Source organism: Vibrio sp. VGrn 2, assembly GCF_009361695.1.
In the GTDB taxonomy this organism is placed as follows: domain Bacteria; phylum Pseudomonadota; class Gammaproteobacteria; order Enterobacterales; family Vibrionaceae; genus Vibrio; species Vibrio diabolicus.
The window spans coordinates 79,921-100,667 of sequence record NZ_RBWD01000004.1 but is presented as its reverse complement, the minus strand read 5'-3'; the positions used below and the strand labels follow the sequence as shown (position 1 = coordinate 100,667).

Annotated in this window: 17 protein-coding genes; 8 read left to right on the top strand and 9 right to left on the bottom strand. The window is 46.2% G+C overall.

Features of this window, described 5'->3' with window-relative positions:
- Nucleotides 1-53: 53 nt before the first annotated feature.
- Nucleotides 54-2,015, bottom strand: coding sequence for a 2',3'-cyclic-nucleotide 2'-phosphodiesterase (cpdB, locus tag D8S93_RS08980; protein ID WP_152812846.1), 1,962 nt, complete (start codon nucleotides 2,013-2,015; stop codon nucleotides 54-56).
- Nucleotides 2,016-2,290: 275 nt separating this feature from the next.
- Here cpdB and cobA point away from each other — a divergent pair, with 275 nt between their 5' ends.
- The 5 genes from cobA to cysC all read left to right on the top strand — a co-directional run bounded on the left by cobA (nucleotide 2,291) and on the right by cysC (nucleotide 8,202).
- The gene (gene cobA, locus D8S93_RS08975; protein ID WP_193621593.1) at nucleotides 2,291-3,166 is read left to right on the top strand and encodes a uroporphyrinogen-III C-methyltransferase; all 876 of its coding nucleotides are present in this window, start codon (nucleotides 2,291-2,293) and stop codon (nucleotides 3,164-3,166) included.
- Between the two features lie 59 nt (nucleotides 3,167-3,225).
- Nucleotides 3,226-4,134, top strand: a complete 909-nt coding sequence (gene cysD, locus D8S93_RS08970; protein ID WP_005379592.1) for a sulfate adenylyltransferase subunit CysD — start codon at nucleotides 3,226-3,228, stop codon at nucleotides 4,132-4,134.
- Nucleotides 4,135-4,152: 18 nt separating this feature from the next.
- Nucleotides 4,153-5,583 carry a sulfate adenylyltransferase subunit CysN gene (gene cysN, locus D8S93_RS08965; protein WP_046874053.1) on the top strand — a complete coding sequence of 477 codons (1,431 nt, stop codon included), beginning with the start codon at nucleotides 4,153-4,155 and terminating at the stop codon, nucleotides 5,581-5,583.
- A 252-nt stretch (nucleotides 5,584-5,835) separates the two neighbouring features.
- Nucleotides 5,836-7,560 (top strand): SLC13 family permease, encoded by a 1,725-nt coding sequence (locus tag D8S93_RS08960; RefSeq protein WP_005392351.1) that lies wholly within the window; start codon nucleotides 5,836-5,838, stop codon nucleotides 7,558-7,560.
- A gap of 24 nt (nucleotides 7,561-7,584) precedes the next feature.
- The gene (cysC, locus tag D8S93_RS08955) at nucleotides 7,585-8,202 is read left to right on the top strand and encodes an adenylyl-sulfate kinase (RefSeq protein WP_005392350.1); all 618 of its coding nucleotides are present in this window, start codon (nucleotides 7,585-7,587) and stop codon (nucleotides 8,200-8,202) included.
- 89 nt (nucleotides 8,203-8,291) lie between these two features.
- Here the strand turns inward: cysC and D8S93_RS08950 are convergent, their stop codons facing one another.
- From D8S93_RS08950 to D8S93_RS08920, 7 genes are all read right to left on the bottom strand, one after another.
- Nucleotides 8,292-9,197 carry a TIGR03899 family protein gene (locus D8S93_RS08950; protein WP_006742971.1) on the bottom strand — a complete coding sequence of 302 codons (906 nt, stop codon included), beginning with the start codon at nucleotides 9,195-9,197 and terminating at the stop codon, nucleotides 8,292-8,294.
- Between the two features lie 322 nt (nucleotides 9,198-9,519).
- On the bottom strand, nucleotides 9,520-10,014 hold the full coding sequence (locus tag D8S93_RS08945; protein WP_012841166.1) for a DUF3299 domain-containing protein: 495 nt from the start codon (nucleotides 10,012-10,014) through the stop codon (nucleotides 9,520-9,522).
- Between the two features lie 4 nt (nucleotides 10,015-10,018).
- Nucleotides 10,019-11,278: an ABC transporter permease gene (locus D8S93_RS08940; protein WP_152812842.1), complete on the bottom strand. Its 1,260-nt coding sequence runs from the start codon at nucleotides 11,276-11,278 to the stop codon at nucleotides 10,019-10,021.
- Entirely contained in the window at nucleotides 11,275-12,003 is a 729-nt protein-coding gene (locus D8S93_RS08935) for an ABC transporter ATP-binding protein (RefSeq protein WP_152812840.1), read from the bottom strand. Before D8S93_RS08935 ends, D8S93_RS08940 begins: the two co-directional genes overlap by 4 nt.
- A 52-nt stretch (nucleotides 12,004-12,055) precedes the next feature.
- The gene (zrgA, locus tag D8S93_RS08930) at nucleotides 12,056-12,721 is read right to left on the bottom strand and encodes a zinc uptake protein ZrgA (protein ID WP_152812838.1); all 666 of its coding nucleotides are present in this window, start codon (nucleotides 12,719-12,721) and stop codon (nucleotides 12,056-12,058) included.
- Nucleotides 12,722-12,855: 134 nt separating this feature from the next.
- Nucleotides 12,856-13,155, bottom strand: a complete 300-nt coding sequence (locus D8S93_RS08925; protein WP_005392338.1) for a DUF2607 family protein — start codon at nucleotides 13,153-13,155, stop codon at nucleotides 12,856-12,858.
- A 224-nt stretch (nucleotides 13,156-13,379) separates the two neighbouring features.
- The gene (locus tag D8S93_RS08920) at nucleotides 13,380-13,931 is read right to left on the bottom strand and encodes a YtfJ family protein (protein WP_005392336.1); all 552 of its coding nucleotides are present in this window, start codon (nucleotides 13,929-13,931) and stop codon (nucleotides 13,380-13,382) included.
- A 214-nt stretch (nucleotides 13,932-14,145) separates the two neighbouring features.
- Here D8S93_RS08920 and D8S93_RS08915 point away from each other — a divergent pair, with 214 nt between their 5' ends.
- Entirely contained in the window at nucleotides 14,146-14,346 is a 201-nt protein-coding gene (locus D8S93_RS08915; protein ID WP_012841164.1) for a DUF1107 domain-containing protein, read from the top strand.
- Between the two features lie 86 nt (nucleotides 14,347-14,432).
- Here the strand turns inward: D8S93_RS08915 and msrA are convergent, their stop codons facing one another.
- Nucleotides 14,433-15,071, bottom strand: a complete 639-nt coding sequence (gene msrA, locus D8S93_RS08910; protein ID WP_152812836.1) for a peptide-methionine (S)-S-oxide reductase MsrA — start codon at nucleotides 15,069-15,071, stop codon at nucleotides 14,433-14,435.
- A gap of 167 nt (nucleotides 15,072-15,238) precedes the next feature.
- Between msrA and D8S93_RS08905 the strand changes: the two genes are divergently transcribed.
- Both D8S93_RS08905 and D8S93_RS08900 read left to right on the top strand, forming a co-directional pair.
- On the top strand, nucleotides 15,239-16,951 hold the full coding sequence (locus tag D8S93_RS08905; protein WP_046874047.1) for an autotransporter assembly complex protein TamA: 1,713 nt from the start codon (nucleotides 15,239-15,241) through the stop codon (nucleotides 16,949-16,951).
- Nucleotides 16,948-20,712, top strand: a complete 3,765-nt coding sequence (locus D8S93_RS08900; protein WP_152812834.1) for a translocation/assembly module TamB domain-containing protein — start codon at nucleotides 16,948-16,950, stop codon at nucleotides 20,710-20,712. Before D8S93_RS08905 ends, D8S93_RS08900 begins: the two co-directional genes overlap by 4 nt.
- The last annotated feature ends 35 nt before the right edge of the window (nucleotides 20,713-20,747 follow it).

The window sequence follows — 20,747 nt, the reverse complement described above, 5'->3', positions numbered from 1 at the left end:
GATAACAAAAAAGCGGCTCATGAGAGCCGCTTAGCGTTGTTGTCAAATCAGCCTTACTTATTCAGATCGATTTGGTAAATCGCGAAACCAATGTCGTCAGTCGCGACACGTTTCATTGGGTATTGACCTTTATCTTTAATGAATTGCGCCGCTTTATCGCTAGGAGATGTTTCGAAGCGAATATCTAGCTTTTTATCGGATTTAATCGGTGCGAAAGACCAGTTGTTGTCAGCGCTTGGTGTCACTTCACCTTTTTCTTCACTCACGCGAGAAATATAAGCGGCGACGACAGAGCGGTTTTCATCTGGTGCGTCAAACGCAATAAAGTCTGGGCCCGTACCAGGGAAGGTATTGCTATAAGCACGGTAGTTATTAGTTGCGATGATGAAGTCTTGTTTTGGATCAACTGGCTTACCATTGAATGTCAGATTCACAATACGCTGAGAATCTGGATTAATCACTTTGCAGCTCGCATCGTATTTGGGCGGTTGGGTGATATCGATCTGGTAGTTCACCCCATCAATGACATCGAAGTTGTACGTACGGAAATTATCCCAATCAATCAAAGATTGTGGTTCAGGATTGTTGATGTCGATGTGGTTGAATTGACCCGCGCTGCACTCTAGCCATTCGCGAACCTCTTTACCTTTCACTTTCATCGCGACCAAGGTGTTGGGATATAAATAAAGATCGGCAGCATTACGGAAGGTGAGCTGACCGGATTCGACTTCTGTAAAGTTATTCGGATCGTTCTTACGCCCCCCGACTTTAAATGGTGCTGCGGCACTCAATACTGGAATGTCAGCGAGATCTGGGTCGCCTTGAATAAAGCGTTCCACGTAATCTTTCTGAGCAAGGTTAACGATCTGAATGGTTGGGTCGTCCTGCACCAATGCCAAGAAGCTATACATGACATCATTTGCTTTGCCGATTGGTTGGTTTACAAATTCACGAGTGCCTTTGTGATCCTCTTCTAACGCTTTCACAATACCTTCATCGGCTTTAGCTAATGACTTCTTATTTACTTTATCGAAGATAGGGCGTGCTTCTGCTTGGCCTTCAACTACTTGCCATCTGCCGTCTTCCTCTTTCAGCATCAAATCCATCACACCTACATGACTTCCCCAGCGACCAGGCATCACTGACGTCACACCATTGATGGTCCCTTTCTCGGTATCAACACCAGGTAGGTTTGCAAAGTCTTTCCCTGGGAAGACCGCGTGAGAGTGGCCAAAAGCAATCGCATCAATACCTTCAACTTCTGTGAGGTAGTAAACTGAGTTTTCAGCGCCAAGCTTGTATGGGTCAGTAGAAATGCCCGAGTGTGGAATCGCCACAATCACGTCTGCGCCTTCTTTCTTCATTTGAGGAATGAGTTTTTCTGCCGTTTCCTTAATGTCTTTAGCAAAGACTTTGCCTTCTAAGTTCTTCTTGTCCCACACCATTATTTGTGGTGGTACAAAGCCGATATAACCCACTTTTATTTGATGCGCTTCGCCGTTTGTGTCTTTAAAGGTGTGGGTTTTGATCAGGTAAGGCTTGAAGTAATGCTCACCGGTTTTTTTATCAAATACGTTTGCGTTGATGTAAGGGAAGTTTGCACCCTTCAACGTCTTTTGTAGGAAATCTAAGCCATAGTTGAACTCATGATTGCCAATGTTGCCCACATCGTAGTCTAGTTGGTTCATCGCCTTGTAGACTGGGTGGACATCGCCAGCGTTAATCCCTTTCGCCGCCATGTAATCGCCCATTGGGCTGCCCTGAATTAAATCGCCGTTATCTACTAATACCGTGTTTTCTGCCTCGGACTTAGCCTGTTTCACTATGGTCGCAGCGCGACTTAAACCAATTTGCTGTGATGGTTGGTCTTTGTAGTAATCGTAATCCATCACGTTGGTGTGAATGTCGGTGGTTTCGATGATACGAAGCTTGATGGTATCGGCCATAGCAGGGCCCGCAAGCGTTAGCATGCCACTTAACACTGCGAGGGAAATAGGGTGAACTGCCACTTTCATTTGGTGCTCCAATTCAATGGGAAGGGGGAATCGTACCGCGTAATGTATCAAACGCTGGTGCAACTTAATGATAAAGATACAGAAAACTGTGAACATAAATCAGTTTACTGAACCTTATTCATATTAACCGCCGACTTTTTCACGCTTTTGAATGAGACCAAACAAAAACTTCTTAGCAGATTTTTGAATAAAAAATGAAATTTTAGAATTTCAGGTAATATAAACGCCCCGCCATAATGCTTGCATAACGATATCAATGGACGATGAGCAAGCACATGGCAACGAACGATTCAGTCACTTCTTTTCCTAAACCAAAGCCCCGGTTAGTTTCTGACAACCCAGTAGCTGGTGTTACTCGTTTTGCAAAGCAATCGCTACAGCCTGGTGAAGTCGCCTTAGTGGGAGCGGGGCCGGGTGATCCTGAACTTTTGACAGTGAAAGCACTGAACTGTTTGCAGCAAGCCGATGTGGTTTTGTACGACTACTTGGTGTCTGAAGAAATCATGGCCTTGATCCCTAGCGATACGATTTTAGTGTGCGTTGGGAAGCGAGCTGGGCATCACAGTGTGCCGCAGGAGAAGACGAATCAGCTTTTGGTGGATTTTGCCAAACAGGGCTACAAAGTAGTGCGCATTAAAGGTGGTGATCCATTTGTATTCGGTCGTGGCGGTGAAGAGCTGGAAGTGCTTGCTGATGCAGGCGTCCGTTTTCAGGTCGTCCCTGGCATTACCGCGGCAGCTGGCGCAACGGCCTATGCTGGGATTCCACTGACTCATCGCGATTACGCGCAATCGGCCATCTTTGTGACCGGCCACTTGAAAGAAGAAAGCGATGAGATGGATTGGTCAACGTTGGCTCGTGGGAATCAGACTTTAGTGATCTACATGGGGCTGATGAAATCACACTATATTCAGGATCAACTCATTAAGCATGGTCGTTCAGCGTCGACTCCGATTGCCATTATTGAGCGTGGTACGCAGATTCAACAAAAAGTATTTACGGGAGAGCTCTCCCAACTCTCTGATTTATCGAAGGAAGCACAATCGCCATCTTTGATTGTTGTCGGAGAGGTAGTGCGACTGTCTCAAAAGTTAGACTGGTTTTTGTCTAGTACTGAATTCAACAAAAGTGCTATTGCCAACTCCATATAATTTCAGACCAAAGATTAGAGACGTAATGCGCCTTCAAGCTTAAAAAGGAAATACAAAACATGGACCAACAACGTTTAACTCACCTTAAACAACTCGAAGCGGAGAGTATCCATATTATCCGCGAAGTTGCGGCTGAGTTTGATAACCCAGTCATGATGTATTCGATTGGTAAAGACTCATCAGTGATGCTGCACCTAGCGCGTAAAGCGTTTTACCCGGGCAAAATTCCATTCCCACTTTTGCATGTCGATACCGACTGGAAATTCCGCGAGATGATTGAGTTTCGCGATCGCACCGCTGCCAAATACGGCTTTGAGCTTTTGGTACATAAGAACCCAGAAGGTCTAGCAATGGGCTGCAGTCCGTTTGTTCATGGCTCGTCAAAGCATACGGACATCATGAAAACGCAAGGTCTTAAGCAGGCGCTAAACAAATATGGCTTCGATGCTGCTTTTGGTGGCGCTCGTCGTGATGAAGAAAAATCACGCGCAAAAGAACGAGTGTATTCGTTCCGTGACAAGAACCATACCTGGGACCCTAAAAATCAACGTCCAGAGCTGTGGAAGACGTACAACGGTCAGGTCAATAAAGGGGAGAGCATTCGTGTATTCCCACTTTCGAACTGGACGGAGCTTGATATCTGGCAATACATCTATTTAGAAAACATCGAGATCGTACCGCTTTATCTCGCTGACAAACGTCCAGTTGTTGAACGCGACGGCATGCTAATCATGGTTGATGATGATCGTATGGAGCTTCAACCGGGTGAAGTGATCGAAGAGAAGAGTGTGCGTTTCCGTACTCTTGGTTGTTATCCATTAACTGGGGCTATCGAGTCTGAAGCGAACACTTTGACCGGCATTATCGAAGAGATGCTGGTGGCAACGTCGAGTGAGCGCCAAGGTCGAGCGATCGACCACGATCAGTCAGGATCGATGGAGCTTAAAAAACGTCAAGGTTACTTCTAAAGGATCTAAGGAAAGATAATGAACAGTGCAGTTGAAGCTCAATTAGCCGAGCTTGGTATCGAAGGCTATTTAACACAACACCAGTACAAGTCGTTACTTAGATTCTTGACTTGTGGCTCGGTAGATGACGGTAAAAGTACACTAATCGGTCGCTTACTCCATGACTCAAAACAAATTTATGAAGATCAGCTAGCGGCAGTGCACTCAGACAGCCAACGTGTGGGCACCACGGGTGAAAAGCCTGACCTTGCGTTGTTGGTCGATGGCTTACAAGCTGAGCGCGAGCAGGGGATCACAATTGATGTAGCTTACCGCTATTTCTCGACGCAGAAACGTAAGTTCATCATCGCCGATACTCCTGGACACGAGCAGTACACGCGCAATATGGCAACAGGCGCATCGACGTGTGACTTAGCGGTGATCTTAGTTGATGCACGTAAAGGCATTCTTGATCAAACTCGTCGTCACTCTTTTATTTCCAACCTACTGGGTTTGAAACACTTTGTTGTGGCGATCAACAAGATGGATTTAGTGGATTACTCTCAAGAGCGCTTTGAAGAAATCCGCGATGAGTATCTTAAGTTTTCTGAGAACCTGACCGGGGATATTGATATTCAAATCATCCCGATTTCGGCGCTTGAAGGTGACAATGTGGTGGATAAAGGGCAAAACCTAAGCTGGTTTAAAGGCCCGTCATTGCTTGAACTTCTTGAAACGGTCGATGTGGATCAAGAAAAAGGTGCGGGTGAGTTCCGCTTCCCTGTGCAATACGTTAACCGTCCTAACCTCGATTTCCGTGGTTTTGCGGGGACGATTTCTTCAGGTTCGATCAAAGTCGGTGATGCCATCAAAGCATTGCCATCGGGGAAAACGTCAACCGTGGCACGCATTGTTACGTTTGATGGTGATATTGAGGAAGCTCGTGCTGGGTTGGCGGTCACTCTGACGCTAAGCGATGAGATCGATATTAGCCGTGGCGATTTGATTGTCCTAGACAATGCTCAAGTGGAAACCACAAACCACTTGCTTGCCGATGTGGTATGGATGACAGAGCAACCTCTGCAACCGGGTCGTGACTACGACATCAAAATCGCGGGTAAGAAAACTGTGGGCCATGTTGAAGCGATTCGTCACCAATATGATATCAACAACCTATCGACTCATAGTGCGGCAGAGCTGCCATTGAATGGTATTGGCTTGTGTGAATGGTCTCTCAATGAGTCAGTTGCGCTGGACAATTACCAAGATTGTGCTGATACCGGCGGCTTCATCATTATCGATCGTCTGACGAACGTGACGGTTGGTGCAGGCATGGTCAAAGAAAGCCTCGCGGTGGTTGAGCGCGACTTGACGGACATCTCTGCGTTTGAAGTTGAGCTGAATGCACTTGTGCGTAAACACTTCCCACACTGGGAAGCAAAAGACGTCAGCCAATTGCTGAAAAAGTAATTGGCGCGCCCGAGCACGATAAGCTCTGATTCTATCTGTTGTTGTGCTTGGGGCGTCGCTGCCTAACTGAGTTGCGAAATGCAGTTAGGTTATTCTCCTAATACCAGAATGCTTCGGTGAAGCCCAAGAAAACCGAGCATTCTGACGTTCTTTTCGCTTGCGCTGATTTTGGTCTGTTTACTCGTTTGTCTGGTGTCTCACGGATAAATGAGCCGTTGTTGTGCCCTTTGGGCGATTTGGTAAGGAAAGGCTATGTGGGAACAAGGGTTTGTATTAGCGATTTTGCTTGGCATTATCACTTGTTTGCTTGTCACAAAAATTAAGCCTAGTTATGTCTTTGCGGGTGCCGCTTTTATTGCATTTATGGCGGGAATGATGGATTCAGCCACGATCGCATCCAACTTTACCAACTCTTCGTTATTGACTCTGGTTCTGTTGATTCTTGCATCGTGTGCTTTAGAAAAAACGTTACTGATCAGTTGGGTGAGCCGTAGTATTTCTGAAGGCCAGTTAGGTAGTGTGATCGCTAAGCTCGGTGTATCAACGGCCTTGCTCTCTTCATTCACGAATAATACCGCCGTGGTTGTCTCATTGATTGGGGCGATTAAGCGTAATCAGCAGCATGCGCCTTCGAAATTACTCATCCCGCTGTCTTACGCCGCCATTTTTGGTGGCACATTAACTTTGATAGGTACGTCGACTAACTTAATCATCAACAGCTTTGTTGAAGATGCCGGTTTGCCGAGCCTGAGTTTTTTTACACCCACGATGATTGGCTTGGCGGTGTTGGTGGGAGGAATGCTGATTCTTATCCCGCTCAGTTACTTACTGCCGAACTACGATGATCAAAGCCAAGAAGATTTACCGTACTTTCTTGAGTCTCGCGTAGAGCCTGGTTCACCGTTAGTTGGGCGCACGGTCAGCGAGAATAATTTACGTGCGCTGCGCAAACTGTTTCTTGCGGAGGTTGTACGAGATGGCGTGACGGTTTCCTCTGTAGGACCGGATTTCGTACTCAATGCGAAAGACCGATTGTTGTTTTGTGGTGATGTTGAGAGCGTCGCGACCCTGCAAGAAATTCCGGGCCTCAAGCTTTTTGGTCAGCAGCACTTGAATGGGCAAAATTTTATTGAAGTTGTGGTGAGCTCATCCGCGACGTTTTGCTATAAAACACTTAAAGAGAGCCGATTCCGTGACCGCTTTGATGCCGTTGTTGTCGCTATTCGTCGTGGCCATGAGCGCCTAGAGGGCGGTTTGGGTAGCATTACCTTAGCGCCAGGTGACACGTTAGTTCTGGTTCCGGGGAAGCGTTTTGAATCGGAGCGCCGAGCTCATCGTAAAGAGTTTGTTTTAGTGCATGATTTGGACTCTAGCGCTCGGCTTGATACGAATAAATCCTCCATCGTGCTACTGGGTTTTGCTGCCGTAATTGGGTGTGCGCTATTAGAACTAGTACCGATTATTAAAGGCCTTGCCGCGTATCTTATTGCACTTATCGCGTTTGGCATTGTACAGATTTCAGAACTGCGCCGCCGTTTTCCGATCGATATCGTCGTGATTGTCGGCTCTGCTTTGTCCATCGCTCAATTGATGATCTCTTCCGGCTTGTCAGAGAGAATGGGAGCGATGTTTATTGAAGCGTTCAATGGCTGGGGCGTGTTTGGAGCCTTGGTCGCAACTTACATCATGACATTAGTTCTTACTGAACTGGTGACGAATAATGCCGCGGCTGCGCTTTCTTTTCCTATTGGCTATAGCATGGCGGTCGGTTATGGCGTTGATCCGATGCCATTCATTATGGCGGTCTTGTTTGGCGCCAGTGCGAGCTTTATTTCTCCCTACGGTTATCAAACCAACTTGCTGGTGTACAGCGTAGGAAATTACAAATTGACCGACTATGTGAGAATTGGTGTGCCGATTTCGATTGTGTACTCTGTATTAGTACTTACTTTGATTCCGGTCTTCTTCCCGTTTTAATTCCGATATTTACAAGGATACGTTATGACTGCCGAAACGACGGTAAAAGATGAAAACATTGTTTGGCACCAGCATTCGGTTGATAAACAGTTTCGTGCTGAATTAAAGAAACAAAAACCTGCCGTATTGTGGTTTACCGGCTTATCTGGAGCGGGTAAATCAACCGTAGCGGGGGCGTTGGAAAATCGCCTTGCAGCATTGGGTTACCACACTTATTTATTGGATGGTGACAATGTGCGACATGGCCTGTGTAGTGATTTGGGCTTTTCTGAGCAGGATCGTCGCGAGAACATTCGTCGTATTGGTGAACTGGCTAAACTGATGGCGGATGCAGGCTTAATTGTGTTGTCGGCGTTCATTTCACCGCATCGTGCAGAGCGACAGCTAGTGCGCGACTTATTGCCAGAAGGGGAGTTTATCGAAGTGTTCGTCAATGCATCTCTAGAAGTCTGCGAAGGTCGCGATCCTAAAGGTTTGTACCGCAAAGCACGTGCGGGAGAAATTCCTAACTTCACTGGTATTGATTCTGAATATCAAGCACCGAAGAATCCGGAAGTCGATTTACCAGCGGGCGAAAAAAGCGTCGATGAGCTGGTGGACTTGTGCTTGGAAGCGCTTAAGTCGCGTGCAGTGATCCGATAAATAAGCATTTGGATCATTGGTGACCTCAAGCTCTTTGATCGGCTTAAGAAGCATTTGGATCATGGGTGGTCAAATGCTTCTCAAACTGCCTACACGGTATGATGAACCGTACTTTTAGCGTCACTATGGACACTAAATCTATGATTTAAAAGCGCAAGCATTTGGTCGTAGTAGTCGGCATGTGGTTTGTTACCGAGCAAGGTACAGAGTTCATTGCCTGTTGGCGTGAAGCGGTAATATAAAAGACGGACGCCTTTGCTGTTCACGTTCAGCGACAAGTTTTTACCTTGGTAGGTGAGGATCAATGGCGTCTCGATACCAATTTCGCCAGATTCAAGCTCGGTACTATGCAGTAACCCTAGTTCAATCAACAGCAACAAACTTGAATAGGGCAGCTGAAAACTTCCCATGTTTAAGCTGTTGGCGATGTCTCGTTTGCCGAAGCTAAATATTCCTCCTTGCGCTTTATAACCAATTAACAGCTTGCGACTGTGATCCCCTCCAAAACTGCACGCTAGAGAGGCGGCTCTTTGCAGAGTTTGCGCTTCTTTTGGTGACATATCTTTGAGGACTTTTAGCGCTTTCATAGACGTCGAGCCTGGGTTTGTCACTTCACGCTTCATCACTTGAGCCCATAACTTTTGCATCGCGCTGTTATGGATGTCTTGAGCCATTTCAAAAAAACGATACAACCAGTCTTGGTCAGGCTCTCCGGCTGTTTCATCTCGGCATGAACTGTGTGCTAGCTTTAAAATCTGCTCTAGGTTTTTTTGTCGCTGTTCTTGGCGTCTCTGTTCACGCAGTTGGGCTCTTTCAAGCGCGGATTTGGCTGGTGGATCGGTTTGTAGTAAGGCATCAAGACCGTGTATTTGGGCAATGGTTTTTACCTTGCTGGCACTGTCTTTGATGTAGCCCTGCTTCTTTTCTTGTTGTGTATTTTTTTGTGCGTTTGACTGATGTTCGATGACAACAGGTTGCTTTGTCGGTTCTGCCATTAATTTTCCTACCAAGAACTGCGCTGTTCGCTTGTTTAAATTTACACCTTATCTAACCAGGCGACCAGATAGGAGTTCTCAGTTTTTGAACGAATAGGGCTATCCAAAATGATAATGAGTTGTTAAAATTGTTATCGTTATTTTGGAGGGACAATGAAGTTCTCAGAAGCAGGTAAACTCAAAAAGCACCTGTCGATAGCGTTTCTTTTGGTTATTTATGTTGGCGTATTAGCGTATTTGTCTCGTTATATCGTGTAACACAGAACTAAAAAAGGCGCCGATGTGACGCCTTAGGTGTACCGATGCATGTCAACGACTTAAACTACATATCGTCGTAGGCTTCTATTTTCGATCCCTCAATAACGTAAGCCGTTTCAGCCAGCTCGTGGCTTATCGTCTCGGTTTTCAACTCCCCAACCACATATATGACATCCCACAGTTCTTGAACGGGTGCGCCTTTGGGAAACTTCACGTAAATGATTTGGTTTGGTGGCGGTGGTGGTACGTGGATACAAGCTCCAAAGTATGGCACCAACAAAAACTCGGTGACGGTATTCGCGTCACCTTCAAGCGGGATGACAAAGCCCGGGATTTTAACTTGGCTTCCATTTAGCTCTGGTCGAACGTTACCAATTTTAGACTGTTGCGCTGCGCCGCCACTGTGATCAGAAGCTGGCATGCCCACGCTGTCGAACAGTTTGCGTTCTTTCTCAGGTACTAGATCAATCCAGTCGAGCGTTAATGGCTCCTCGCTTGCGAGTACTGGTGCTATAAATGAGACGATCAGCAAGCAACTTGCGAGTATTTTTCTCCACATTTTATTAAATCCTTATTGTCATTCCGTCACTTAGTGACTGTCGGTAGGCGCGAAAAGCCGGGATGAAACCAATTACAATTCCAGCGCATTGTACGAAACCTAATAGCATCCATTCATAGGGCGATAAGAGGCTTAAAGTCAGATGTATTCCATAATGCTGTTGAATGATGGGTTGCACGATGGCGAGAATGGCATACAGCCCTGCCAGTCCGGTCACAATTCCGACAGCAGTAAGTAGACTGGCTTCGCTGATCAACAATGAGAAAACATGACGGGGTCTTGCCCCCATAGCGCGCAAAATCGCCATTTCACGGCGGCGCTCCTGCAAGCTGGTTAATAAGCTGCTTAGCATGCCGAGTAATCCTGCAATCACCACAAAGCCAGACACTGCCATTAAGGCTTGCTCGGCAACAGACATCATTCCCCACAGTTCATGCAACGCAACCCCTGGCATAATCGCGCTAAGCGGTTCTTTGGGATAAGTGTTGATTTGCCTTTGTAGGGCGAAAGTCTGAATACGAGATTTCAAACCGACCAGCATCGCGGTAATTTGCTTGGGCTGAAAGTCTCTGTTTTTGAGGTCTTGTGCCTTGGGTGTTGGGCCTAAACGTGCACCGCTTTCCCACCCGACGTGAATCGCTTCGATGGCTTCTAGCGAGACATGAACGGTTTTGTCGACTGGCGTGCCTGTGGGCGCAAGAATCCCGACAACTTTGAATGGCAGGTTGTCATGTCGGCTAAAGCCTACATCACTAATGCCGTGTGCAATGATGATTTCACTACCGACGTGATACCCCAGCTGTTTTGCGACATCAGAACCGAGCACGGTTTCAAATAAACCATTGAATTCTCGGCCTTCTGAAAAGGTTAGTGGTTGCTTACTTCCGAATTTATAGTGTTCAAAATAGCTGTGGTTGGTTCCCATTACTCGGAATCCTTTGTGCGAGTCGCCAAGTGAGATTGGAATCGCCCAATCTACTGCTCGATGATTGGCAAACTCTTGGTAGCTCTTCCAGTCAATGTTGTTGGTGGCATTGCCAATGCGAAACACAGAGTAGAGCAGCAAGTTCACTTGTCCAGAACGACCACCAATGATGAGGTCGGTGCCTGAAATTGTATTGGCGAAGCTGTCTTTTGCCTGAGTACGAATGCGTTCTACTCCTAAAAGGAGTATGACAGAAATCGCGACTGTCATGATGGTTAATATTGCCGTCGCCTTACGATTGATTAAGCTCTTCCACGCGAGCTTTGCAACAGCGCTCATGATGCGGCTCCTAGGTCAGATGCTTGGTTAATATCTGGTAGGTTAAGTGTGCGGTCAAATAAGGGCTCAAGCGTTGGATCGTGACTGACGAAGATCAGCGTAGCGTTGGCTTGATTCGTTTGCTCCATCAGGAGTTCAATAAACGCTTTACGGTTATCGTGGTCTAAAGCGGAGGTTGGCTCGTCAGCAATCACTAACCCCGGATACCCAATGAGTGCTCGTGCAGCCGCAACACGTTGTTGTTGGCCAATGCTCAGTTCCGATACCGGACGAGCATGAAGCTCGCTGGGTAGGTGGAGCCTTTCAAGCAGAGCTTGAGCTTGCTCTTCTAACGTTTGAGATGACGTTCTTGAAAGCGCGCGGCCACGTCGTGTTTGACTGAATTGGCAAGGCAGTAGTACGTTTTCAAGTACGTTTAAATAAGGCAATAAATTGAACTGCTGAAAGATATAGCCAATGTGATCGGCGCGAAATTTGTCTCTTTGACTTGCACTTAAACTAACAAGGTCAGTATTCAGTACGGATAGAGAGCCTGATGTTAACGTGTTGATGCCAGTTAGTAGGGCAAGCAGCGTAGATTTACCGCAGCCACTGGGACCTTTGATAAATACGTGCTCACCTTGGGCAATATGTAACTGTGGAATATGAATGGTTGCGTGTGTTGAACCGGGCCAGACAAACTGGGCATTATTTAGCTCAACAACATTTGACATGATTTCAGTCATACTAAATCACCAAAGCATTGGCGTGTAAGTGTGTACTTACACGCCACTCGTGTTATTTGATTACAATTTGGGAGTTATCTTTGCTCAGTTTGATGGCTGATTGCATGGTGTCAGTGAATATATTGACGTTGATTGACTCAGTCGTTGGAAATTGATTAAACCAGTCGGTTTGAATGTGACTGAGTTGGTTAACTTGGTCACAGCTGAAGCGATATTGCACCGAAAACTCACCATGTCCGCCATTTTCATGCTCCTCATGGTGAGCATCGTGACCGTCATGGTGCTCATGTTCATCATGATGTTCATTGTGGTGATCATGGTGTTCGTGCCCTTCATGATCGTGATTTGCATGGTCATCATGGTCGTGCTCGCTATGATCATGGTCTTCATGAGGGTTGCTGAGGTTATGGTTTACGTAAGCTTCTTCAATATCACAATTGGCTTGCGCGTTAATAGCAAACAGTGTGTTGCTGTCTTCTAGGGTGGCAATGGCTTGTTTAAGTGCTTGCTCTTGCAGTTCATTTTCTGGAGCATGCTCGAAACCGACCACATCGGCACCGGGAGCAGTAATCTCCACTAGCAGATCCTTTCCATCTTGGGCGATATTAAATTCGACGTGACCATGCACATGAGCACCGTGCTGGCGGTATTCGTCCGCATTTGCTGCTGTCGATAAAGAGAGACCAATGACAAGCGCTAAAACATGTTTCGATGACATTTTGTGTTTCCTAATTTTGCTGGCACTAACCCGAGCAATACCGGATCAGATTTTTATTTACTAAGGTGCGATTCGCTGACACGTTAGGTGCAGGAATACGCACAAATTATGTTGAGTGTGGAATAGTTTGGAAATTAAGCAAAATAAGGCGGGGCACGAGCTGCACCACGAATGTCTTCACTATTAACAAGGCGCTGAAAGACATCATGGTATTGGATGCGCGTAAATGTTGGCGTCGATAGGGTCGGTTGAGCTTTGGCTATGCCGTGCTGAACCCCAGAAAATAGCTGGCAATGATGGTGTGTGTGGTGTTCGGGAGTCAGATCAACTTGATGAAGGATTACCGCAAAGTTCCAAGCGATCAGCAACGCGACACTGAAAAATAAAACAGTGCGATGCCAATGCTTCCGTATCTTTTGCTGGTGGTGGTACATCTGAGCTCCTCTTACCGACTGTTATAATATAACACCCATAATGAGTAAAAGTTCACTCTTTTGTTGGCTAGTGGGAAAATTTACGTCAACACATGCGATGTCGCCGAATCTGAGACAGTCTCCTTGGTGGAATCACTGAGCGTTAAACTAGGCTCAAGCTTTAAGTTTGGTCGCATGGCTCCTTATACTGCGTACTACGGATATTAAGGAGCCAAGCAACGAGACTAGATGTTCTGTTTAATTAGCTCGATCACCTTTGCAATTTCATCTTGCTCAAGTGCGCCTTCTTTTACAAACAGCACTTTGCCTGTTTTGTCTTGAACAATAATGGCAGAGCTTTCTTCTTTAAGATCCCAAGTGTTGGCGACTACGCCATTTTCATCCAGAACCATAGATGACCAAGGAAACTCTTTTTTGCTGTCTTGGGCTGAAGATTTCACGAACGAACCTGTCCCCCAGATCGCATCATCTTGGTTAATGATCGTAGTTGTTTGGTAGCTTTCTTGCGGGAATTGCGCGGCGGTTATTGCTGACATCAAAGGGGCGTTCATTTCTTTTGAACTGCTACGACCTGCGATTGCTTGAATAACACGAACCTTACCCTGCATATGCTGGGTTGCCCATGGTTGGTATGCCACGCCCTCACCCTGCAAAACAATCTCGCCATAAGCCGCGACCTTGGCAGAAGGAACGGTCTCACCGACAGATAGGTTGTGTGCAAACGCAAAGCTTGGCGTTATAGCCAATAGTAGAGGCAGGAGAGTCTTAGTTTTCATATTGTTATATTCCGTACGAGTTGGAAGTTTTCCAGTATATATCCAGATCTAGGAAATTTGTAGAACTGTTGATAACATTTATTTAACGTATGGGGTGGTGTAATATTGCGTTATATTTAGAATTTGCTAAAATGAACCTCGTCGCAGATTGCGCATCAAGATTGCAGAGGATAAATAAGCAATCCGTGTTTTCTCAAAGGAATTGAGGTGAGTTATGCTACGTGAGTTTGCTGTATACCGACCATTACAAGTGGCACGTTTCGTTAAAACGTTGTTCAAAGGTCAATTCTTTATTGCTGGGGTTGGATGTTTTCAGTTCGACAATGGCAAAGTTTTGCTCCCTGACGTCAACGATCAGAAAAGACTCACCATCTTTAAAGAAGTCAACCAAGTGATTGCTTCGCTGTCTGTTTAAGAGCCCGTTGGCTTGAATTTAGTTTTCGATTTCAAAAAAGAGCGACCTATTCGGTCGCTCTTTTTGGTTTGAGTTAGTCGTAGGAACTAACTTTGTAAGCTGGGTGGGAAGCAAACACCTGTGCCACCGATACCGCAGTAACCGTCAGGGTTTTTAGCCAGGTATTGCTGGTGGTAAGTTTCGGCAAAATAATACGGGCCCGCTGGCTGTATCTCAGTGGTGATATTCTCGCGTAGTTCCTCTTGCAGTGCTTGTTGATACAAGAGCTTCGATTTTTCTGCGCTCTCTTGCTGCTTCGCGGAATAAGTGTAAATAGCCGAACGGTATTGTGTGCCCAAATCGTTACCTTGACGCATCCCCTGGGTTGGGTCATGTTTCTCCCAAAAAACGGCCAGTAGTTTTTCTAAGGAAATCACGCGTTCATCGAAGACGACTCGTACTACCTCTGTATGGCCTGTTTTACTCGTACACACCTCTTCATAAGTAGGATTGGGTGTATATCCACCGGCGTAGCCAACCGAAGTGGAGATAACCCCATCCAGTTGCCAAAATACGCGCTCAGCACCCCAAAAGCAGCCCATTCCCAGCAGAATTTGTTGTTGATGCGGCTCCAATGGTGCCTTTAAGTTAGATTTATTTACAAAATGATGATCTTCAACCTGCATCGGTTGATCTCTACCTGGCAAGGCATCTTCTATACTGATCAATGTTTGTTTGTTGAGCATGGTATTTGTCCTTCAATACGTGTCTTAAATTTGCGAACTTTTTCATTTCGTCTGTATCTGATGCTGTGATGACATAGACCGCGTTAAACCTATTAATATTACAGACTTAGACTTTAATTGGCGTTATCATTATTTACGTTTACTTAACCTCATTCAGCCAAAAAAGCATGATAAAAAAAGCTCTCCTCACCATTGTTGGCCTGTTTGCCTTTTCTCATGGTGCCTATGCCGATGTTTCTTTGACTTTAAAAGGCATCGATGGCGCTTTAGAAGAGAATGTCAGTGCGTACCTGTCGTCCATTCCAGCGAAGGACTACTCCACTTCTCTGCGTTTTCAAGCGAGATTAGATCAAAGTATCACTGAAGCTCTCAATGCGCTTGGGTATTATCATGCAAAAATTTCATACTCTATTCCGGAAGGGAATGATGAGTTGATCGTCAGCATCAAGCCGGGTTTACCTGTGAAAGTGAAAGTCATGGATGTGGTGATCACAGGTGAAGCAAAAGACGATGAAGAGTTCGCCAAACTTATTGAACGTTCACCGCTTAAAGTCGGCAAAGTATTGAATCAAGGTGAATACGATAGCCTGAAATCGGGTATTCGTAACTTGGCGTTGCAGCGTGGTTATTTCAATGGTGATTACAAGCTCAGCAAACTTGAAGTGATTCCTGACTTCAATGAAGCGAACGTGCGTTTGCATTATGACAGTGGTATTCGTTATCACTTTGGTCCGATTAACATTACTGGCAGTCAGATTTGGGAAAACCGTGTTGAATCAATGCGACCTTTTGAAATTGGTGAACCTTACTTGGTTTCGCAAGTGGGGGAGTACAACCAAAATCTGTCTAATACAGATTGGTTTTCATCGGTTTTTGTGGAGCCTGATTTAAGTAAATTGGATGAGGGACGCGAATTGCCAATTAAGGTCTCGCTCGCGCCAGCGTCAAAAAACCAAATAGAAACCGGTCTTGGTTACTCGACCGATACTGGTGTGCGTGGCACGTTAAAATGGAAAAAACCATGGGTTAGTTCACGTGGCCACAGCTTTAATACGGCGTTATCACTATCAAAGCCAGAGCAGACGATCACGGCAGGCTACAAAATCCCGCTTGATGATGTATTGCGTGAATACTACCAACTGCAATTTGGTTTAAAACACCTTGATAACCGAGATACGGAGAGTTTGGAATCCAACCTGGCAGTTGAACGACATTGGCTAACCGATGGCGGCTGGCATAAAACCATTTATGTTCGTCACTTGTACGAAAACTTCTCTCAAGGTCTGCAAGATGATGGGGTGCAATTTGTGTTACCCGGAGCCACTTTTTCACGAACTCGTGTCCGTGGTGGCAACATGCCAATGTGGGGGGATAAGCAAAGTGTAACGATCGAATATGGTGATCCTGCTTTGCTGTCAGAAACGCGAGTATTGCGCCTATTAGGTCGATCATCTTGGATCCGCGGGATCGGTGATAATCATCGTGGTTTGTTCCGCTTAGAAGGTGGTGCGAACATCACTGACGAATTTGAAAAGCTTTCACCTTCCCTGCGTTTCTTCGCTGGTGGTGATAACAACATTCGTGGTTATGGATATGAGTCTATTTCACCTGTGGATGAAAGTGGCGCCTTGACGGGTGGTAAATACATCGTCAGCAGCACATTAGAATATCAATATCGCGTGTATGGAAACTGGTGGGCAGCCACCTTCTACGATATTGGTGATGCATTTAACGAAACACCTGAATGGAAATCGGGTGCTGGTGTGGGTATCCGTTGGGCGTCTCCGGTTGGACCGGTTAGCTTTGATTTTGCGTGGGGACTGGATGAAAAACCAGAAAGAGAGTTCCGCATCCACTTCTCATTGGGGCCTGAGTTATGATCAAAATGATGTTTAAGTGGACCAAATGGCTGTCGCTAAGTTTGATTGGTCTATTGCTGTTGCTCATCATTTTTGTTGCGACAGTGCTATTTACTCACCCTGGTCTTAAGCTCGCGTTGTGGGGAGCAGAAAAGGCTTTACCGCAACTACAGATAGAGAAAGTTCAGGGTTCATTATTTCCTCGTTTTGAGCTACAGAACGTCAGTTTTGTCGACGAATCTTTGAACATCGACGCCAAAGTCGATCGTTTAGCGTTAGCGGTTAACTTCCGTTGTTTCTTTGATCCTAAAGTCTGTGTCGATGAGCTAACCCTGCAAGGTGTTAACTTTCAGATGCCAGAGCTCCCTCCGGCAGGCGAAGAGCCAGAGGAGACACCGCCATTACGTACAGTCAGTACACCAGTCCCTATTTTTGTTAATAAGGTCAGTTTTGATGACATTAACTTAAACATTTTGGGCAACCAAATTGACTGGCAAGATTTCTCTACCGGGCTTTCTATGCAAGGCGACCGTTTAGTGATTGCGCCGACGGCATTAAAAGACATCAATGTTGCACTGGCTCCAAGTGAAGCTGAACCTGAAGCCGCCACCGACGAGCCGAAAGACGCTGACGCTCCGCCGCAAGATATTATGTTACCCGAGGTGTGGATTCCACTCACTGTGGAAGCAAGACGCCTTGATATTCATAACTTCAAGCTTGCAGGTGAGAAGCCGGTGATCGTTCACCAGCTTGGTGTTGTAGCGAAAGCGGGGGGCGACCGTGTTGATGTGAAAACATTAGAGCTCGATATGCCTGAAGTGGAAGGTAAGTTAAGCACGCAAGTAACGCTTTCTGCCGACTATCCTCTCAAAGCTCAGCTCGATGCGCTGGTGAAGCAAGCGGATGCGAAAGGGCAAAAGCTGTCGCTGTCAGCTGCTGGTTCGGTGGGAGACCTTTCTCTCACTGCGACCTTATCTGAACTAGTCGAAGCGGAGATCAAAGGTGAACTTCAGCCCCTGAAAGCGCAGTTACCCTTTGATGTTGCAATCAAAAATGTGCAAGCGCAATGGCCGTTAATCGGTCAAAGTGATTATCAAGTATCGGTACCAAGTTTATCTGCAAAAGGTTCCCTGGACGGATACACCGTGGCACTAGAAACACAAGCTTCGGGTAAAGATATTCCTGCTGTAGATGTTGTACTAAACGGCAAAGGCACATTAGAGCAAATCGATCTTGAAAGCCTGGTAGTCAAAACATTGGGCGGTGAGCTATCCGGTCAGGTGATGGCGAATTGGGCTGCGCCAATCAACTGGCAAGCTGACCTTAATTTGCAACATATTCAACCAGGGCTTCAATGGGAAGAAGCGGAAGGCGATATCAGTGGTAGCCTCTCGACTTCAGGTTCTTTAACAGAACAAGGCGGTTGGCAAGTCAGTTTACCTAAGTTAGATATCGATGGCATTTTGCGCGGTTATCCGCTGAATGTGGAAGGCCAACTGGAAGCGTCTGATAAGAATGGCAAAGGTGAAGACATTCAGCTTACCACGCAAGGTTTAGCGCTTTCTCATGGCCCTAACCAATTGAGTGCCAAGGGTAATATTGATAAGCAGATATTAATGGATGTTGAGGTTAACTTCCCCGATTTTTCGAAAAGTGTTCCGGACCTAGCGGGTAAGATGCAAGGCAACGTGGCGCTGCGTGGTAGCTTGAAAGAGCCTGACATCAAATTAGACCTAGCGCTAAACCAAGTGAACTGGCAGCAGCAAGCGAACGTCGAAAACATAACTTTGAAGGGGGATGTGACGCCTCTGCCAGCACCGAAAGCGAATTTAAGCCTCATTGCGAACAACATTACCTACGACGACATTAAAGTTGATAGTGCAGACCTTGAAGTTTCTGGGGATGAAAAACTGCACCAACTGACGCTAGATGTGGTGTCTGACATTGTATCAACCAGCTTAGAAATTGAAGGCTCATTCATACAGAAGCCGCAAATGATCTGGGATGGTGCATTGCGTCGTCTTACTTTGAGCACGCCGCAGGGACCTTGGGCGTTGCAGAAATCGACGGCGGTTAAAGTCAACATTGATAAACAAATCGCTGATGTTCAAGCACATTGTTGGCTGCAAGCCAATTCGAGTGTTTGTTTGACCGAAGATATTAGTGTTGGTCAAAGTGGCGAAGCCAAGTTAGCTGTGAACGACTTTGACTTTGAACAAATCAAGCAGTTCCTGCCGCCAGAGACGAAATTACAAGGGTCGGTCAACGCGCAAGCGACAGCAAAATGGGCACCAGAGATGAAGCCGGAAGTCACGGTGAACGTTGATATGCCTAAAGGTCAAGTAGAGCAAGCACTAGAGCAGCCGATAACTCTTGGTTGGGTAAGCTTTAGCTTTAAAGCGGCGCTGGCAAAAGACAAGTTAGATGCTGAGTGGTTATTTGATGTGAGAGACAATGGTGACTTATCAGGTCAGGTTTCTTTGGTCGATGTAACGTCTGAGCAGCCTGAGATTGACGGTAAGGTCTCGCTATCGACATTCCATCTGGATTTCTTAGCGCCGTTGATAGGTGAGTACAGCCTATTCAAAGCGAACATGAATACTGATTTGGCGATATCTGGTGATGTTATGCACCCTAAGGTCAACGGTCAGTTCTTGATTGATCAAATGAAGCTACAAGGTGAAGTCACGCCGATAGACATTAACTCCGGTCAGGTCGCGATCAACTTTAAAGGTCACCAAGCGGATCTTGATGCGGGTATCATGACGCCAGATGGTGAGTTGGAAGTGACTGGTGAGGCCGATTGGCAGGATCTACAAAATTGGCATACCAAAGCGCGCGTATTTGCGAAAGAGCTTCAGGTGGATCTTCCACCAATGGTAAAAATCAAAGTTGAGCCGGACATGACTATTGATGTCACACCACAGCTTGCTAAGGTCGAAGGTAATATTAATCTGCCTTGGGGACGAGTAGTGGTTGAAGAGCTGCCACCAAGTGCGGTTGGTGTTTCAAGCGACACCGTGATTTTGGACCAGAACTTACAGCCTGTGAGTGATATCGAGCCAATGCCATTTGATGTTGAAACGGATATCAACATTAAAATCGGTGATGACTTCCAACTGGCCGCCTTTGGCTTGAAAGGTGGCCTGAAAGGTAACCTCAATGTGACACAGAAAGATAAAGGTCCGTTCATCGTTGGTGAGGTTAATATCGTCGACGGTTCATACCGCTCTTTTGGTCAGGATTTGGTGATTGAAGAAGGTAAGATCTTAATGAATGGTCCGGCAGATCAGCCGTACGTTTCTATTAAGGCGATTCGAAATCCAGATAATACCCAAGATGACGTGATTGCTGGTGTGCGTGTAACAGGACCAGCATCGGATCCAAATGTGGAGATATTCTCTGAGCCAGCGATGCCTCAAGCGAATGCGCTCTCTTACCTACTTCGTGGTCAAGACATTGATGGCGAAGCGGGAGGCAATGCTATGACGACCACGTTGATCGGCCTAAGTTTGGCAAAGAGTGGACGCGTGGTTGGTGAAATCGGCGAAGCCTTTGGGGTTCAAGATTTACAATTGGATACGGCGGGTTCGGGCGATGATTCTCAAGTGACCGTCAGTGGTTACATTCTGCCGGGATTACAGGTGAAATACGGCGTCGGCATCTTTAACTCACTAGGCGAGTTCACCGTGCGTTATCGATTGATGCAAGATCTGTATTTAGAGGCGGTTTCTGGTGTAGATAGTGCGGTTGACCTACTCTATCAATTTGAGTTCGATTAGAGCTTGTTCGCCTGCGTACATAAATTTCATGACTA

Bases quoted from the DNA above. Each gene is read 5' to 3' on its own strand.
- cpdB (WP_152812846.1), bottom strand. From the start codon at position 2,015: ATGAAAGTGGCAGTTCACCCTATTTCCCTCGCAGTGTTAAGTGGCATG.
- cobA (WP_193621593.1), top strand. From the start codon at position 2,291: ATGGCAACGAACGATTCAGTCACTTCTTTTCCTAAACCAAAGCCCCGG.
- cysD (WP_005379592.1), top strand. From the start codon at position 3,226: ATGGACCAACAACGTTTAACTCACCTTAAACAACTCGAAGCGGAGAGT.
- cysN (WP_046874053.1), top strand. From the start codon at position 4,153: ATGAACAGTGCAGTTGAAGCTCAATTAGCCGAGCTTGGTATCGAAGGC.
- D8S93_RS08960 (WP_005392351.1), top strand. From the start codon at position 5,836: ATGTGGGAACAAGGGTTTGTATTAGCGATTTTGCTTGGCATTATCACT.
- cysC (WP_005392350.1), top strand. From the start codon at position 7,585: ATGACTGCCGAAACGACGGTAAAAGATGAAAACATTGTTTGGCACCAG.
- D8S93_RS08950 (WP_006742971.1), bottom strand. From the start codon at position 9,197: ATGGCAGAACCGACAAAGCAACCTGTTGTCATCGAACATCAGTCAAAC.
- D8S93_RS08945 (WP_012841166.1), bottom strand. From the start codon at position 10,014: ATGTGGAGAAAAATACTCGCAAGTTGCTTGCTGATCGTCTCATTTATA.
- D8S93_RS08940 (WP_152812842.1), bottom strand. From the start codon at position 11,278: ATGAGCGCTGTTGCAAAGCTCGCGTGGAAGAGCTTAATCAATCGTAAG.
- D8S93_RS08935 (WP_152812840.1), bottom strand. From the start codon at position 12,003: ATGACTGAAATCATGTCAAATGTTGTTGAGCTAAATAATGCCCAGTTT.
- zrgA (WP_152812838.1), bottom strand. From the start codon at position 12,721: ATGTCATCGAAACATGTTTTAGCGCTTGTCATTGGTCTCTCTTTATCG.
- D8S93_RS08925 (WP_005392338.1), bottom strand. From the start codon at position 13,155: ATGTACCACCACCAGCAAAAGATACGGAAGCATTGGCATCGCACTGTT.
- D8S93_RS08920 (WP_005392336.1), bottom strand. From the start codon at position 13,931: ATGAAAACTAAGACTCTCCTGCCTCTACTATTGGCTATAACGCCAAGC.
- D8S93_RS08915 (WP_012841164.1), top strand. From the start codon at position 14,146: ATGCTACGTGAGTTTGCTGTATACCGACCATTACAAGTGGCACGTTTC.
- msrA (WP_152812836.1), bottom strand. From the start codon at position 15,071: ATGCTCAACAAACAAACATTGATCAGTATAGAAGATGCCTTGCCAGGT.
- D8S93_RS08905 (WP_046874047.1), top strand. From the start codon at position 15,239: ATGATAAAAAAAGCTCTCCTCACCATTGTTGGCCTGTTTGCCTTTTCT.
- D8S93_RS08900 (WP_152812834.1), top strand. From the start codon at position 16,948: ATGATCAAAATGATGTTTAAGTGGACCAAATGGCTGTCGCTAAGTTTG.